Origin of the sequence: Alistipes timonensis JC136 (assembly GCF_900107675.1) — a bacterium.
Taxonomy (GTDB): Bacteria; Bacteroidota; Bacteroidia; order Bacteroidales; family Rikenellaceae; genus Alistipes; species Alistipes timonensis.
In genome coordinates this window covers 336910-354069 of sequence record NZ_FNRI01000004.1, presented here as the reverse complement: position 1 = coordinate 354069, position 17160 = coordinate 336910, and the positions used below count along the sequence as shown (strand labels likewise).

At 59.3% G+C, this 17160-nt stretch carries 8 protein-coding genes; 6 read left to right on the top strand and 2 right to left on the bottom strand.

Annotation, left to right across the window (positions count from 1 at the left end; all coding sequences use genetic code 11):
- Window positions 1-65: 65 nt before the first annotated feature.
- Window positions 66-1499: an Ig-like domain-containing protein gene (locus BLU78_RS07570; RefSeq protein WP_044106443.1), complete on the bottom strand. Its 1434-nt coding sequence runs from the start codon at window positions 1497-1499 to the stop codon at window positions 66-68.
- Between the two features lie 192 nt (window positions 1500-1691).
- Window positions 1692-2741 carry a LacI family DNA-binding transcriptional regulator gene (locus tag BLU78_RS07565; protein ID WP_010262725.1) on the bottom strand — a complete coding sequence of 350 codons (1050 nt, stop codon included), beginning with the start codon at window positions 2739-2741 and terminating at the stop codon, window positions 1692-1694.
- 247 nt (window positions 2742-2988) lie between these two features.
- Between BLU78_RS07565 and BLU78_RS07560 the strand changes: the two genes are divergently transcribed.
- The 6 genes from BLU78_RS07560 (at window position 2989) to BLU78_RS07535 (ending at window position 17157) form a co-directional block, all read left to right on the top strand.
- Window positions 2989-4623 carry a sodium:solute symporter family protein gene (locus BLU78_RS07560; protein WP_010262724.1) on the top strand — a complete coding sequence of 545 codons (1635 nt, stop codon included), beginning with the start codon at window positions 2989-2991 and terminating at the stop codon, window positions 4621-4623.
- Between the two features lie 7 nt (window positions 4624-4630).
- Window positions 4631-6934, top strand: coding sequence for an FAD-dependent oxidoreductase (locus tag BLU78_RS07555; RefSeq protein ID WP_010262723.1), 2304 nt, complete (start codon window positions 4631-4633; stop codon window positions 6932-6934).
- Between the two features lie 20 nt (window positions 6935-6954).
- Window positions 6955-10035, top strand: coding sequence for a SusC/RagA family TonB-linked outer membrane protein (locus BLU78_RS07550; protein ID WP_010262722.1), 3081 nt, complete (start codon window positions 6955-6957; stop codon window positions 10033-10035).
- Window positions 10036-10053: 18 nt separating this feature from the next.
- Entirely contained in the window at window positions 10054-11673 is a 1620-nt protein-coding gene (locus tag BLU78_RS07545) for a RagB/SusD family nutrient uptake outer membrane protein (protein WP_010262720.1), read from the top strand.
- A 77-nt stretch (window positions 11674-11750) separates the two neighbouring features.
- A complete protein-coding gene (locus BLU78_RS07540; RefSeq protein WP_010262716.1) occupies window positions 11751-14324 on the top strand; it encodes a glycoside hydrolase family protein in 2574 nt (857 codons plus the stop codon).
- 1 nt (window position 14325) lies between these two features.
- Complete coding sequence (locus BLU78_RS07535; protein WP_231290834.1) at window positions 14326-17157, top strand: glycoside hydrolase family protein; 2832 nt, start codon at window positions 14326-14328, stop codon at window positions 17155-17157.
- The last annotated feature ends 3 nt before the right edge of the window (window positions 17158-17160 follow it).

Here is a 17160-nt window from a genome sequence, read left to right as displayed (position 1 = left end):
CTACAAAAGGGGAGGGTAGGTTTTTTCTCAACCTACCCTCCCCTTTTTGAAGTTACATTTTAAGGTCAATCCTCCAGAGAGGTCGTTTCAAGAGGCGTATCGCGAATACAGCGGATGCTGTACGCATTGGTACGCTGGTAAGGATTCACGATAACCTGTCCGCTCATGAAAAGCAAGCGGTTCGCATTATTGTAGTTATCGCCTTTTTTCGCAGCAGAGGAGTTCGTCCAATAAACACCGCGCAAATTTCCGTTTTCCGTATTTGCGGACGATGACGAGTAAAGCATATCACCGGATGAAGGCAAATGCAGGTCTGATTCTGCGAATACAGTATTCGGGTCACTGATCGAATATTTAGTATTATAGGTCAACTTCGTATTCAGGATCGCTCCCGCCATGGACAAGAATTCGTTGACAGTCGGCACCCGGTAACCGTCCGGACAAGGATTGTTCATGTTCGTTTCATCGGCCATAGGCGCATGCCATTCATAATCGGTGTATTTTCCGCCCCAGAGCCCCGTTTCCTGCGTCGAAGACTGTGAAGCCCAGTCATTGGGTTCTGCATTCGTCGGAATAAATTTGTTATGCCCAGCATTCGCCCGGTCGGGAACACGCTCATTAATCGGAGTGATACCATTCACCAAGGCCCCTACAGCAGCATCAGACCATGAGGTCTTTTCATGCCCGTCGGCCTTGCGCGACCACTGGAACAGCGAACCGTAAGCCTCGTAATCGCCTTTCGATTCGGCGACCTTCTTCGCTCCCAGATTGCGGTCGAGCCAAGTCTGCGTCGCTTTCGTTCCGTCGGGAAGCGTCACTTCGATATTTACAGGGAAGTAGATCAGTTTATAATACGCATCCGGACCGTCATAGTTGCGGTCCTTAACTCCGGATACCGTCACCTTACACTCGGCTTGCTGCTTGCTGCCGTCGTTGGCCTTGGCCGTAATGACGGCGCGTCCGTGTCCGACAGGCGTAACGACACCCTCCTGCGATACGCGGGCCACCCCTTCGTCGGACGAAATCCACTCCAATGTGGGGATCGACGGATTTTCGGGCATAACGGTCGCAGTCAGGGTGATCGGACCGTCGGTCACAAGGAAATCGTGAGAGATCGAGCTGAGCGTAATCGAAGTAATCGGCACATCGGCGATGAACGGCGTAACCGTCACCTCCACCTCCGCCGTACGGCGCATGTCGCTGGTCTGGATGCCGATGGTGGTCACACCTTCGGCCTTAGCCGTGATGACACCTTCGGAACTGACCGTCGCAACGTCGGGATTGGTGTTGTACCAGGTGATTTTCTTGTTGCCGCAGTCTTCGGGAGTGAAGATAATCTGCAAGCTGTACGTTTTGGTTTCGGGAAGGCTGAGCGTCGGAACGTCGAAACTTACACTCTCCACATGCACGAAATGCGGAGGCGTATCCTCCTTCTCCATACAAGACGAGAGCGGCAAGACCGCCGTCAATGCCGTGAATAGACAGAAAAATCTTTTCATATCGGTTGGTTTAGGTTAATATTCCGATCGGAAGGCCCTGCAAGAGCCTTGCAGAAACAAATATATTCGGAATAAACCTTTTTCGGGAGCCGGCGGCGGCAATAAATCAGCGGGAACGGTTTCGGGAACGGTTTAATCTTTCGGAATCGTTCCCGAAAAGGAGCGTTACGGAGGTGGAAGGAAAGAACGGAACTACTCGCCGTCGAGCATCTTGGGATCGCTCGAACCCCGAACGTTGAGCAGTCCTTCGAGCACGACAGTTCGATTTTCCGACGCAGGGTCCTGGATCTTTTCCAGCAGGAGCCGCGCTGCGGTCTCCCCCATCTTATCCAACGGCTGCGCCACGGAGCTCAGCATGGGTTCGGTGACCAACGCCGACTGCGATTCGGTGAACCCCATCACCGAAACCTCCTGCGGAATGTGGAATCCCTTGCGTTTGAGTGCCTTCATAGCCCCGATAGCCAACTGGTCGTTGAATCCGAACAAGGCGTCGGGCACCATTCCCTGCACGATACAGCGGTTCATCATCCGGAGGCCCTCTTCACGGGTAATGGATTCGCAACGAATGACCAGCGACGAATCGACCGGAAGACCATGCTTGCGCAGAGCATCGGCATAACCCCGGTAACGCAGTCCCGAGAGGTCGATCTCCGAAGGACCCTGAAAATGCATGATGCGCGGCATCGGCTGGCCCATCTCGCGGCGGATGTTTATCAGGTGCTCCACGGCAAAGAACGCCCACTTATAATCGTCGATGACAACGCGGCTGGCCGCGACGTCCGAGGCCGCGCGGTTGAAAAACACCAGCGGAATGCCGCTGCCGATCAATTCCTTATAATAATCGGTATTGCGTCCTTTCTCGGTAACCGAGATCAGGATACCCTCGACCATGCTCTCCTCCAGCAGTTGCAGGTTGCGCCGTTCGGCCTCGGCGGATTCGTTGCACTGGGTGATGAGCACGTGAAAACCTTCACGTTCGAAAACCTGCTGTATCTGAATGATGATCCGGGCAAAAAACGAGTTGATAAACTCCGGAACTACGACTCCGATAATCTTCGTGCGCCGTTTTATTAGGTTCTGGGCGAACGGATTGGGCCGGTAGTGCATCTTCTCCGCCATCTCCATCACCGCCTTCTTAGTTTCGGGCTTGACATCGAAACGGTCGGCAAGCGCACGCGACACGGTGGACTTGGAAATTCCGAGCGCCCGGGCGATGTCTTTTATCGTGGTATTTTGTGCCATGGATACGAAAAAATTTGAAGCAAGATACACAGTTTATATCAAAAATCAAATTCCATGCCCGGTAATTCCGTATTTCCACGAACCGCAAAAGATGAACCGGAACGCCTATGGGAGCGGTTGCATAAAATGGGAGCGTTCCCGAAAACGTTCCCGACGATTTTATGAACCCCGACTGGGGCGGAAACGGTCCGAATGGGATATATTTGTTCTGGGCTAACCCGAAAACGACCTAAATGAGAACCGATCCATGGGTACTTTAGACTATGTAACCATTTTGCTGTTTGCCGCGGGCGTGATGCTCGCCGGCGTCTCCTTTTCCTCTACGGGCAAAAATATGAAGAGTTTCTTCGCGGGGGGGGGTAACGTTCCCTGGTGGATCAGCGGCCTTTCGCTGTTCATGGGATTCTTCTCGGCCGGCACGTTCGTCGTGTGGGGCTCGATCGCCTACTCCCACGGATGGGTGTCGGTGACCATCCAGCTCACGATGGCCGCCGCGGGCCTCGCCGTCGGATTCTTCATCGCCCCGCGCTGGAACCGCACGGGCTGCCTCACGGCTGCCGAATACATCACCCGCCGCTTCGGCGTGTCGACGCAGAAGATGTACACTTATCTGTTCCTCTTCATCTCGCTCTTCACCACCGGAGCCTTTCTCTACCCCATCGCCAAGATCATCGAGGTCACGGCCGACATTCCGCTCAACACGAGTATCCTGCTGCTGGGGGCTTTCAGCATCCTCTACGTCACGATCGGCGGCCTGCGCGCCGTCGTGGTGACCGACGTGTTGCAGTTCCTCATCCTGTTCGCCGCCGTCATCATCGTCATTCCGCTGTCGCTGATGAAGGTCGGCGGAACCGAGGCTTTCCTCGCAAAGGTCCCGGAGGGATTTTTCCAGACCGTATCGGGCGACTATACCTGGGTGTTCATCATCGCCTTCATGTTCTACAACCTCTTTTTCCTGGGCGGCAACTGGGCCTATGTACAGCGCTACACCAGCGTCAGCACACCCCGCAACGCCCGCAAGGTGGGATGGCTGTTCGGCATCCTCTACCTCGTCAGCCCCATCCTCTGGATGCTGCCGCCGATGATCTACCGCGTCTACAACCCCGGCCTCGAAGGGCTGGAAGCCGAGAATGCCTATCTGCTGATGTGCAAGGAGGCGATGCCCTCGGGTCTGCTGGGCCTGATGCTCGGCGGCATGATCTTCGCCACGGCCAGTTCGCTTAACGCCACGCTCAACATCTCGGCAGGCGTCTTCACCAATGACATTTTCAAACGCCTCTCCCCCTCCACTTCGGAGAAAGGGCTGATGCGGATCGCACGCTGGTCCACCATCGGTTTCGGCGTGCTGGCTATCGTCGTGGCGCTGCTGATTCCCCTGATGGGCGGTATCGTGAACGTCGTCATCAGCGTCGCGGCCCTCACGGGCGTACCGCTCTACCTGCCGCTTATCTGGTCGCTCTTCTCGCGCAACCTCAACGGGCGGGTCATCCTCACGACAACCGTCGCGAGCCTTGCGATCAACGCGCTGTTCAAATTTGTCACGCCGCTCATGGATTTCTCGCTCGACCGCGCCGAAGAGATGCTCGTGGGCGTACTGGTTCCGGCTCTGCTGCTGACAGGCTACGAAATCTACCACCGCATACGCCGTCCCGGCGAGCAGGTTCCGATGATCGAAAAAGCCCCTGCCGCCGTCGAAGAAGAGGGTGCTGCCAACAACCGTTTCAGTGTGATGGTCATCGGTATCGGCGCCATCCTCGCAGGATTGTTCATCGCCGTACTGGGAGCATTGGCCAACGAGCACAAGATGATCCCGCTGGGCATGGGACTGCTGTTGCTGGCAATCGGTATCACAGCTTATTCATACAGCAAAAAGAAATCCTGATCCAACTATGCTTACCTGCAATTTCGAAAAACAAAGGGCTTTTCGCCACATCTCGCTCCGGGCCGACTACGTAATCGCCGGAGGGGGCATGACAGGCGTATGCAGCGCCATCACCGCAGCGAGGGCCGGCGTCAAGGTCATCCTGGTCCAGGACCGACCCGTGCTCGGGGGCAACGCCTCGAGCGAGGTGCGCCTGTGGGTACTGGGTGCCACCTCCCATATGGGCAACAACAACCGCTGGTCGCGCGAAGGCGGCGTACTGGACGAAATCCTCGTCGAGAACACTTTCCGCAACAAGGAGGGCAACCCCGTGCTGTTCGACATGGTACTGATGGACAAAGTGCTCGCCGAACCCAACATTACGCTGCTGCTCAATACGGTGGTCTACAAAGTCGAGAAGAACGACAACCGCACGATCAGCCGTCTCACAGCCATCAATCCCCAGAACGGCACGGAATACACGCTCGAAGGAGATCTGTTCGCCGACTGTACGGGCGACGGCACGCTGGGCTACCTCGCCGGGGCATCGTTCCGCATGGGCGCCGAGGAGAAAGAGGAGTACGGCGAAGGATTCGCCCCCGACAAACAGGAATACGGCGAATTGTTGGGACACAGCATCCTTTTCTACATGAAGGACACAGGCCGCCCGGTGAAATACACGGCGCCGGATTTCGCCATCAAGGATGCGGAGCGGCATATCCCCAAATTACAGAATCCCAACTATTTCAACCCGGCCCAGCACGGCTGCAAATACTGGTGGCTGGAATACGGCGGCCGTCTGGACACGGTGACCGACACCGAGCAGATCAAATTCGAACTCTGGCGCGTGGTTTACGGCGTCTGGGACTACATCAAGAACTCCGGCAAGTTCCCGCAGGCTGAAAACCTCACGCTGGAGTGGGCGGGACTCTTCCCCGGCAAACGTGAAAGCCGCCGCTTCACGGGACTCTACACCATCACCCAGCAGGACATCATCGAACAGCACACCCACTACGACGCCGTGGCTTACGGCGGCTGGTCCATCGACCTGCACCCGTCGGACGGGGTATTCAGCCCCAGAAACGGCTGCAACCAATGGCACAGCAAGGGCGTCTACCAGATACCCTACCGCTGTTACGTGACCCCCGACCTGGACAACCTCTTCGTCGGAGGCCGCATCATGTCGTCGAGCCACGTGGCCAACGGTTCGACCCGTGTCATGTGTACGGCGGCACTCGGCGGACAGGCTATCGGCATGGCCGCAGCGCTCTGCCTCGAAGAAGGTTGCAAACCTGCCGATTATGCAGCCCCCGAAAAGATCGTACGCCTGCAATCCGAACTCGTCAAACTGGGACAGTTCATCCCCGGGCTCGACATCTCCGACGGTCGAAACCTGCTGGACAAGGCTTCGCTGCGCGTGTCGAGCGAACTTCAGTTGGACGAACTGCCGCATGACGGCACGTGGTTCCGGCTCGAATACCCGGCCGCGCAATTGCTACCCGTCAACGGACGCATGCCCCGCATCGACACCGTCGTCGAAGCCGAGGAGGCCACCGATCTCCGCGTCGAACTGCGCAGCTCCCTGCGCCGGGAAAACTACACCCCCGACCGTACCGACGCCGTCGAGGTCGTGCAACTCGTCCAAGGAGAAAACCGCATCGCGCTGGACTTCGGCATCGAATACGATACGCCTCGCTATGTCTTCGTCTGCTTCATGACCAACGACAAGGTGCGCCTGCCGCAAAGCGGACGCCTCGTGACGGGCCTCACGTCGGTCTTCAACCACATCAACCCCGCTGTCTCGAACTTCGGCCGCCAGACGCCTCCCGAGGGCATCGGCGTCGACGCGTTCGAGTTCTGGTGCCCGAAGCGCCGCCCCGAGGGGAAGAATTTCGCCCTGCGTTTCACCCCGGGTCTCGCCGCCTTCGGCGCGGAGCAGTTGCGGAACAGTTATTTCCGCCCCTACCTCGCTCCCAACGGCTGGGCCGCCGCTGCCAACGACACCGCACCCGAGCTGGAAATCGCCTGGGACGAGCCCCGGACTTTCTCGCAGGTCCGGCTCTTCTTCGACACCGACGCCGATCACGCGATGGAGAACGTGCAGATGGGACACTACGACTCCGTAATGCCCTGTTGCATCCGCGACTACATTCTTTCGGACGACGCGGGACGCGAACTGGTGCGCGTCGAAGGCAACCACCAGACCGTCAACACGCTGACATTCCCGGAGCCGGTAACGGCACAGGAAATCCACCTACGCCTCATGCGTCCGGAAGGCGACGTCTGCCCGGCACTGATGGGCATTGTCATCGAATCGAAAACAACGAAATAAACCAACCAACTTCAGAACCTATGAAAAAAATCTACATGACCCTGGTGATGCTTTTCGCGATCGCGGCATCCATGGCACAGCCCAGGGAGATCAAGGGTGTAGTGCACGACGAGAACGACAAACCCATGTCGGGCGTCACCGTGTACGTGCAGGAAACGGGTGCTGGAACGATCACCGGCAGCAAAGGCACGTATTCGATCAAGATTCCGGGTCCCAAGAGCGAAATCACCTTCTCGTTCATGGGCTACAAGACACTCAAACTGAAAGCCGACGACCCCAAGGCCAGGTTCGACATCATCAAACTGTTGCCCGACCAACAGATGCTCGACGCCGTCGAAGTCGTACAGGTGGGTTACGGCACGCAAAAAAAGGTCAACCTGCTGGGGTCGGCCGAAAACGTGTCGGTCAAGGACCTCGAAAACCGCCCCATCACCCAGGCCTCGATGGCCCTGCAAGGAACAATCTCGGGTATCGACGTGGTCCAGAACTCGGGACAGCCGGGCCAGGACCAGGGTTCGATCCGCATCCGCGGCGTGTCGTCCATCGCCAACAACAACGAGCCGCTGGTGCTGATCGACGGTGTCGAGGGCGACATCAACCAGATCAACCCCAAGGACATCGAATCGATGTCGGTGCTGAAGGACGCCTCGTCGGCGGCCATCTACGGTAACCGCGCGGCTGCCGGCGTCGTGCTCATCACGACCAAGTCGGGCGAAGGCTCGGGCGAACTCAAAGTGAGCTACAACGGCAGTTTCTCGCTGCAGGAGACCACGGCGCTGCCCAAGCCGGTGAAAGTCCTCGAATGGCTCGACCTGAAAGAGGAGATGTTCCTCTACAACGGCGAGATCAAAAGTTACGACAGTGACCGCGAAAAATATATCTCGGGCGAGAAGGTGTCCGTGAACTATTACCTCCGCCATTTCCGCATCGCCCCGATGCACGACCATTACCTGAGTATGTCGATGGGCGGCAAGAACTACAACGGCAGCGTCTCGCTGGGCTACGGCAACCAGGACGGCGTGCTGAAGGGCACCGACAACGAAAAGATCTCGTTCCGCTCGAACCTCAGCATGTACTCCACCAACCGCAAGTTCTTCACGACGCTCAACCTCTCGGGCTACCGCAAGGACATGACCTCGACGGCCATGGGCACCAACCAGACCATCCAGGACATCCACCGCGCAGGCCCCACCAGCATCTTCAAGGCCTACAACGGCCTCTACGGCTTCTACGGACGCCACATGGGACAGCTCGAAGCCGGAGGCCGCACGAAGAACGTCTCCAACCAGCTGACAGCAAAGATCAGCGCCGGGGTCGAACCCGTCAAAGGACTGAAAATACAAGGTTCGTTCGCCACGGTCTACTTCAATTCGCGCAACGACCAGTTCGTTGCCCCGATCTACACCGTGGGCGACCTCTACGGCGACGTGCAGAACAAAGCGGCCAGCTTCATCGAGATCAAAAACTCGACGACCCTCTCGACGACCACCGAACTTACGGCCAACTACAAGAAACGCATCGACCGTCATGACTTTTCGGTACTCGTCGGCGCTTCACAGTACTGGTGGCGCAACGAATGGGAGATGGCGCGCCGTGACAACATGTCCTCATTCACCCCGTCGCTGAACATGGGCGACCCCGCCACACAAGTCAACGACAATGCCATCAACGAACGTGCGACCCGTTCGCTATTCGGCCGTGTGAACTACTCCTACGACGACCGCTATCTTTTCGAGGTCAACGTCCGCTACGACGGTTCGTCGCGTTTCTACAACAAGAAATGGGGGCTCTTCCCGTCGGTGGCCGCCGGATGGCGCATCTCCCAGGAGAGTTTCTTCAAAAACTCCGGCGTGACCGAGTATATCAACAACCTCAAACTGCGCGTATCGTGGGGACGCCTCGGCAACGAGTATATCTCCTCGAATTACACGGGTTACCCGACCCTTTCGACCGACAGCTACTACGACTTCAACGGTACGCAGGTGGCCGGCGCCGCCATCACCGAACTTTCGAACAAAGACACCTCGTGGGAGACTTCCGAACAGACCAACATCGGTCTCGACATCGGCATCTGGAACCGCTTCTCGCTGACGGCCGACATTTTCTACAAGAAGACCACCGATATTCTGATGAAGCTGCCCATCCCGCCGTCGCTGATCGGCAACGTGAACGGCGGCCCCTACCAGAACGCCGGCAGCATGGAGAACAAAGGTCTCGAACTGACACTCAACTACCGTCAGACCTACCGCAACAAGATGTACGTCGACGCCACGTTCACGACCACCTTCCTGCGCAACAAGATCCTCGACCTGAAGGGTGTCAGCCCCGTGATCCATGCCTCGCTGCCCATCGTCCAGATGGAGGGGCACCCCGTGGGAGCCTACTACGGCTACCGGATGGCCGGTGTCTACCAGTTCGACGACTTCACGTGGCAGAACGACAGCGACCCCTCGGTACCCCTGCAGGACCGTGTCTACAAGCTCAAAGATGGACGGCCCGTGCCGAGCGAGGGCAGCCCGCGTCCCGGCGACCTGAAATTCGCCGACCTCTCCGGCCCGGACGGCAAGCCCGACGGCAAGATCGACCTCGACTACGACCGGACCATCATCGGCGACCCGTTCCCCGACGTTTCGATGTCGCTGAACCTCAACTGGGGCTGGAAGGGTATCGACTTCAATATGTTCTGGCAGACGGTGCTGGGCCGCGACATGTACAACCAGGGTCCGATGGTCGTGCCGTTCTACAACGACAACGGCAACGTCTGGAAAGACATGGTCGACAAGCGCTGGACGGCCGACAACCCGACCAACCGCCACCCGCGCATGAACTACGATTCGAAGACGGCCAACACCCGTTCGAGCTATTATATCTACGACGCCTCGTTCCTGCGCCTGAAAAATATCGAACTGGGTTACACGCTCCCCGTACGCTGGACGGCCAAACTGCACATGTCGAAAGTGCGCATCTATGCCGGCATCCAGAACGCCTGGACGCTCACGAATTTCCCGGGATGGGACCCCGAGCGCCCCTCGACCAACATCGCGTCGGAGGTCTATCCCCAGATACGCATCTACAACTTCGGCCTCAACATTGGTTTCTAACCCTAAACACGGACAAAGATGAAAACTTATCATAAAATAGTCGCATTCGTCGGTTCGGCGCTCATGCTGGGTTCCTGCGCGGATTACCTGATACGCGAGCCGCAGGACGCACTCGACCCCGCCACCTTCTTCTCTTCGCAGGAGAACGCCGTCATCGCCGTCAACGGCATCTACAACGCCGCCCTCGAACCGGTGAAGGGCCGCACCTACGCCATCGACTTCGATTGCATGTCGGACAACATGTACAACTACTCGCGCAACCAGAACACGCAGGAATTCGGACAGGGCACCCACGGTTCGTCGAGCATCTATGCCCTGAATTTCTGGAGCCGCGGCTACCGCGGAATCTCGCGTGCCAACACCCTGCTGGCCTGGCTCGACCACTGTTACGAAATAACCGTCCCGGCCACCAACATCAAGGACCGGCTCCGCAGCGAGGCGCTCTTCCTGCGCGCATATTTCTACTCGGAGCTCATCGACTTCTTCGGAGACGTGCCGATGTACCTCGAACAGGTCGACCTGGCCGACAGCAAACCCCGCACCCCCAAGGCGCAGATCGTGGAACAGATCCTCGGCGATCTGGAAGAAGCGGCCGGATACCTGCCCGTAACTTATGCCGCCGAGGATACCGGGCGCGCCACACGCGGCGCCGCACTGGCCCTCAAAGGCAAGATCGAGCTCTACAACGGAATGTACGCCCAGGCAGCCGAGACTCTCAAAGAGGTGATCGACCTCAAAGACGAGAACGGTGCACTCCGTTACGACCTCTATCCCCTCTACCGGGAGCTGTTTCTGCCCCAGAACGAGAACAACTGCGAGGTGATCTTCGACATCCAGTACATGAAGAACGCCTATTCGCAGGGGCTTTCGCACCAGCTCTATACCTTTACCTACGAGTGGAACTCCTATTGCCCGACGGCATCACTCGCCGAATGCTATTACACCAAGAACGGCTATCCCGTAAGCTGGGACGCCGAGACGCAGCTCTACAAGAGCGCCGACCCGGCTTTCGATCCGACCTACCCCTACAAGGACCGTGACCCGCGTCTCGACCAGTCGATCATCATGCCGGGCACGGACAACGGCCGCGGCACGATCTTCCTCCCGAGCTCTTCAAACCACACGGGCATGAAGATCCGCAAGTGGAACGACTACACCGAGACCGAGAAGAACAACTCGGAACACAACATCATCCTGATCCGTTTCGCCGACGTGCTGCTGATGCGTGCCGAGGCGCTCGTGGAATCGGGAACGTTCGACGAGGCCGAAGTCCGCGGGCTGATCGACCGCGTACGTCAGCGTCCTTCGGTGATGATGCCGAAGGTCGAGGACGTCGAAGGCACGGAGCTCGATGCCAATGCGCTGCGGGCCATCATCCGCCACGAACGCCGCGTCGAGTTCGCGTTCGAAGGCACCCGCATTTCGGATATCCGCCGCTGGCGGATCGGTCCCGAAATGATGACCGACGCCTATGGCTACAGATACCAGGACGTGCGCCTCAACCCGCCGAAGTACATCCCCTACAAGGTTGACACGCGATCGTTCAATCCCAACCGGGATTACCTGTGGCCCATCCCGCAAAACGAGATCAACACCAATCCCTATATCAACGCCCCGGACCAGAATCCCGGCTACTAAACGCCGCCTCACCGAACGCGCAGACAAGCAGTCCCGACCCGGCTGCTTGTCTGCCATAAACCCGAACAGCCGCAACGATGAAAAAAGCGCTCTGCATACTCGCCCTCCTCGGCCCGCTGACCCTCTTCGGAAACGGTCCGCGCATCGGCGATTCCCGGATCGGCATTTCGTGGCAGAAAAGCGGCGAAGGCTGGAAGCCCCGGAAAATGGAGCTCCGCGACGAAGGGCAGACGTTCGTCTGGGGCATTCCCGACGGCGGATACACTGTGCTCTACACACCGGAAAGGCCGCCGACGGAAGGCGAGATCGTCGTCAACCGGGGCGGCGACACGCTGTGCTTCGACATCGACCGTTTCCACTGCATCGCCCCGAGCTACCGTAAAGCCACCTCCTCCGTACCGCTGAACCGTGCGGGCGAAGCCTTCCGGCTCGTGCCGCAGGAGATGCACCGAAGCGGCGATACCCTCCGTTTCGAAGCCACAGGTAAACCCGGACGACTCACGGCCGAATGGTGGGCCGACGCGGCCCATCCGGGCGACCTGTGCGTACGGATGACCTTCACCGCAGCACGGGCAGGCTATTATTCCCTTTCAACCCCGGCCACGGCCACACTCCCCGAAGAACAGTTGGCGTGGGGATGCATCCCGGGATTCTTCCAGGGCGACGCCATCGAATCCGACTTCCACCGGGCCTACATGTACGGCCAGGGATTGCCGCACCTGCCGATGGTCTGCAACGAAAACACCGTGACTACAATGGCCTCGCTGCTGACCGACAGGCAAGGGCTCACGCTGGCCGTCATTCCCGAGCCGGGTTACGACCGGAAACCCTACGCGGGCGACCGGCGCACGCATGGAGAATGCTGGAGCACGGGACTTTCGCACATGACACGCGACGGACGGCTCTGCCCCACGGCCTGGCACCCGGTGCTCGGCGAGGAGGGTTCATGGCTCGAAGCAGGCGGCCAAACCCGTTTTGCGTTTCGTTACACGCTGCGCCGCACCGACTGGTACGAAGTTTTCAAACACGCCGTTTACGACATCTACGGGCTGAAAGAGGAACTCGCCCTGCGGCGTTCCCGTTTCTCGCTCACCGACCGGCTCGAAGCGATCTACCGCTATGTCTGCGACGACTCGCTCTCGCTCTGGCGCACGGAACGCTGCGAAGGAATTGAAATCGGCGCACAGGCCTATCTGGGCAGCGTCGTCGGCTCGGAGAAAGACGCCATGAAAAACGCCGACGCCGGGGCGGTGTGGATGCTCGCGGCGATGACCGGCGACAGCCTGCTCCGGCACGGCCGTCTGCCTTACATCCGCAATTTCAAACTCATGCAGCAGGGCGGACACGGCGACCGCAACCGCGGCGCGGCGCTCGGACAGTACTACCTTTCGAAAAAGGGGACGTTCGTCGAGGAATGGGGCAACCACATCGAGCCGATCGGCATCACCTATTACACGCTGATCGACATCGGCAACATCCTGCTCTTCGAGCCTCAGGACACACTGCTGCGCGAGAAACTGCGCGAAGGCGCCGATCTGCTGCTCTCGCTGCAACATCCGGACGGCAGTTTCAACGTGGCCTATGACAAACTCACGGGCAAGGCGCTCTTCACCGACCTCGAAGACCTGCGCCCCACGTTCTACGGACTGCTGGTCGCCCACCGCATCCTGGGCGAACGGAAATACCTCGATGCGGCGCTCCGCGGCGCCGACTGGTATGTCGGGCACGCCGTCGACCGGGGACGGTTCCTCGGCGTCTGCGGCGATGCCCGTTTCATCAACGACTTCGCCACGGTGCAAAGCGCCCAAGCGCTGCTCGAAACATACGAAGCGAGCGGGAACGAACGTTATCTCGAAGCAGCCGTCCGCGCGGCACGGCTCTATGCCTGCTCCGTATACACCCACCCGCGGTCGGAGAATGCACCCGTCCGGCGGAAAGGCCGGGAACTGCGCGACTGGCAGCTGAGCCAGACGGGACTTTGTTTCGAACACGGCGGAAGCACGGGATCGGCAACCAAGAGCGGTCCCATTCTGCTGACGAGCCATTGCGGACTCTACACCCGGCTGGCGGCAATGACGGGCGACAGCCTCTTCGTCGATCTGGCGCGCACGGCGGCCATCGCCCGGGAGGAGTTCCTCAACCCCGACACGAAGATCGCCACTTACTACTGGTCGCAGTTCGACCGCGGCCCGGGACCTTTCCCGCATCATGCCTGGTGGCAGCTGGGATGGATCGTCGATTACCTGCTTTGCGAAGCCGAATGCCGCAGCGAAGGGCTGATCGCCTTCCCACGGGGCTTCGTGACGCCCAAGGTCGGGCCGCAGCGCATCACGGGATTCGCACCCGGACGCATCGGGCAACACGAAGCCGACCTGATCCTCCGCCCGGGACTCGTCCGGACGGGGTGTCCCGATCTCGACTGCCTGACGGCGCTTTCGAGCGACGGCCGACGGCTTTACATCGTTCTGCTGGGCAGTTCGGCACACGAAAACCGGGGCCGGATCACCCTCGATGTCACGAAACTCGGCTGGCAGAGTATCGACCGGGTCCGTGCCCTGACACCGGAAACCGAACGGCTCTCGGACACGGAAGCAACCGACTGCACGATCGACGGATTCGGACTTAAACTATGGGAGATAACACGCAAATAAGATGAAATACAGATTGATGGCAGCGGCACTCGCCGCAACCTTATGGCTCGCCGGCTGCGGCTCTTCGATACACCTTCCGGCGACGGACGGCGATGTCAGCGTCGCACCCAACGGCACGATCACCTTCCGGACGGAGGGCACGAAAAACAGCTATGTCCCGGTCTTCACGATCATCCGCACGCCCCGCGACCCGGAATTGAAAATGCGCCCCGCAGGAATCGAAAACGTACTCTACAACGCCGCCACCTGGCGTTCGGAAAACGGCGACGTGCGGCGCGTCGAGCGCACCGACGATCAGGTCGGCGACGGGTTCGACGCGAGCATCCTCGAAGGCGCCGTAGAATCCCGGACCTTTTCGCTCTTCAACACCGGCGAAAATATCGAAATGCGTCCCTCCGGAGCCGTCGCCGACGGCGCAAAGGTCCGCTTCACCTACCCCGAACACGAGCTTTTCGCACTCGAAGCCGAACTGGGCGTCGACTCCGTGTCGGGCTACCCGATGCTCTCCTGCACGCTGCGGCCCAAGACCGACGGCTACTATTCGGTAGGCTTCACCGGCTACGAAGCGGCTGACACGGCGCGTGTCACGGAGCTGTGGCAGCCGATGATCTGGCAGGAGCGCCGCTTTCCCGACCGCAGCTACGCTACGCTGGCGTTCCGCTGTCCGGTACCCTCGGCCTTCGTCACCACCGACGGCGTAAGCCGCGGCATCGTGGCCCATCCCGCAGAATTTCCCTTCGACCCGCTGCCCACCGCGGAAAACAGCCGCTTCTGCGTTGCACTCCGCACCGCCGAAGGCAAAGCCGCACCGATGCTCTTCGCCCCCGTTCCGGGCGGCACGGAGTCGGAAATGGCGGCAGGGGACACCTACCGTTTCAACGCACTGCTGTTCGCCTGCAAAGGAAACACAACCGACGCCGTACAGCGTACCGCTGAGCGCATCTACGCCTTCCGTGACCTGCGCCACAACGACATCTCGACGCTCAACAACACCATCGCCAACATCATCGGCTACACGATGAGCCGTTACAGCTGGTTCATCGACGAACAGAAAGGATGCGCCTACTCGACCGACGTGCCGGGCGCCGTGAAGAACGTCTCGGCGCTCAACCCGTTGGAGATCGCCCTGCTGAACGACAACGAAGCCGTTTACGAAAAACGCGCCTACCCCATTCTGGAATACATGCTCTCGCGCGAAAAATTCCTCTTTTCGGCCGATTCGATGCAGCGCATCCAGTACCCGTCGCGCAAGCTCGACGGCCCCTGCGCACCTATTTCGGAACTGACGACACTTTACAACGTCTTCCAGCGCAAAAACCCGTTCCTCGTGCGCCTCGCCGGACAGGAATACGGCAAGAGCCGCGTCCGGAACCTCGATGTCCGGGAAGAGGGCCGCACCTGGAAAAACGCCCTGCATCTCTACCGGGCCACGCTCGACACGGTCTATCTGAACGAAGCCATGCGTGGCGCCGACGCCTATATCGCAGCCCGCATCGACACCCCGGCGGCCGACTTTTCGGACCCGGCGGCCGGAGGCTTCTTCTTCTGGACGGGTTTCGCTCCCAAGTGGATCGACCTGCTGGAACTCTACGAAACGACGGGCGAAAAACGTTACCTCGAAGCGGCGCACCGCGGCGCACGGCTCTACACCCAGTATATCTGGTATTGCCCGGAGGTTCCCGACACGCATATCGTCGTGAACCCCGACGGCAAAGCCCCGCATTACGCCTATCTGAAACAGAAAGGGCATGCCCGGATGGACGCCCCGCGGGAAGAGGCCCCCGCCTGGCGACTCTCCGAAATCGGACTCACCCCCGAATCGTCGGGGACCTGCACGGGACACCGCGCTATCTTCATGGCCAATTACGCCGCTTGGTTCGTACGACTGGCCCACTACACGGGTGACGATTTCCTGGCCGTAATCGCCAAGAACGCCATCGTCGGGCGTTACCGCAATTTCCCGGGCTACCACATCAACACGGCCCGCACGACGATCTACGAAAAGGAGGATTATCCGTTGCGCGGACACAAGGAATTAGGGGTCAACTCGTTCCATTACAACCACATCATGCCGCAGGTATCGCTGCTCTACGACTATCTCGTCACCGACGCACTGTACCGCAGCCGGGGCGCAATCCGGTTTCCCGACGAGTTCATCGAGGCCTACGCCTACCTGCAAAGCAAATTCTACGGACATCGCCCGGGCGAGTTCTACGGCGAGCAGGCATGGTTGTGGATGCCTGACGGACTGGCTGAAAGTTCCGACATCGAACTCAACTACGTGGCCGCCCGCGGCGAAGATGCCCTCTACCTCGCCTTCTCGAACCAATGCGGCCGCGAGGTCGTCTCCACGGTCCGACTCGACACCGAACGGTTGGGCATCGGCCGGAACACAACCTGCAAAGTCCGCCTGCTGAGTCCCGAAGGCTCGTGCAAAGACGCGCACGGAGGTGAATTCGAAGTCACCGTCAAACCCAACTCGCTGACCGCCGTGAAGATCGAAGGCGTCCGGCCGAAAGTTGCCGTCCAACAGCGTCTTCTGGCGGTTCCCGAGGCATGGAGCAAGGATTATGCGGCCAGCGGCGACGACCGTGTGCGCTGCATGGTGCTCAACACGGGCAAAGACAACTGCCACGCCTACATCTACTTCAACATCAGCGACACGGAATACGCTTCAGCAACAGCGGAGGTCAACGGCAAACGCCTCGGTTCGGGGACCTATCCCTACGAGTTCACGTTCCCGGCCGACGCCGAACATCTCGAAATCCGGACCTCGGCCCGGAAGAAGGACGGCTCCATAACCGAATGGGAAACCCTCACGCTCGAAAAATAGCCT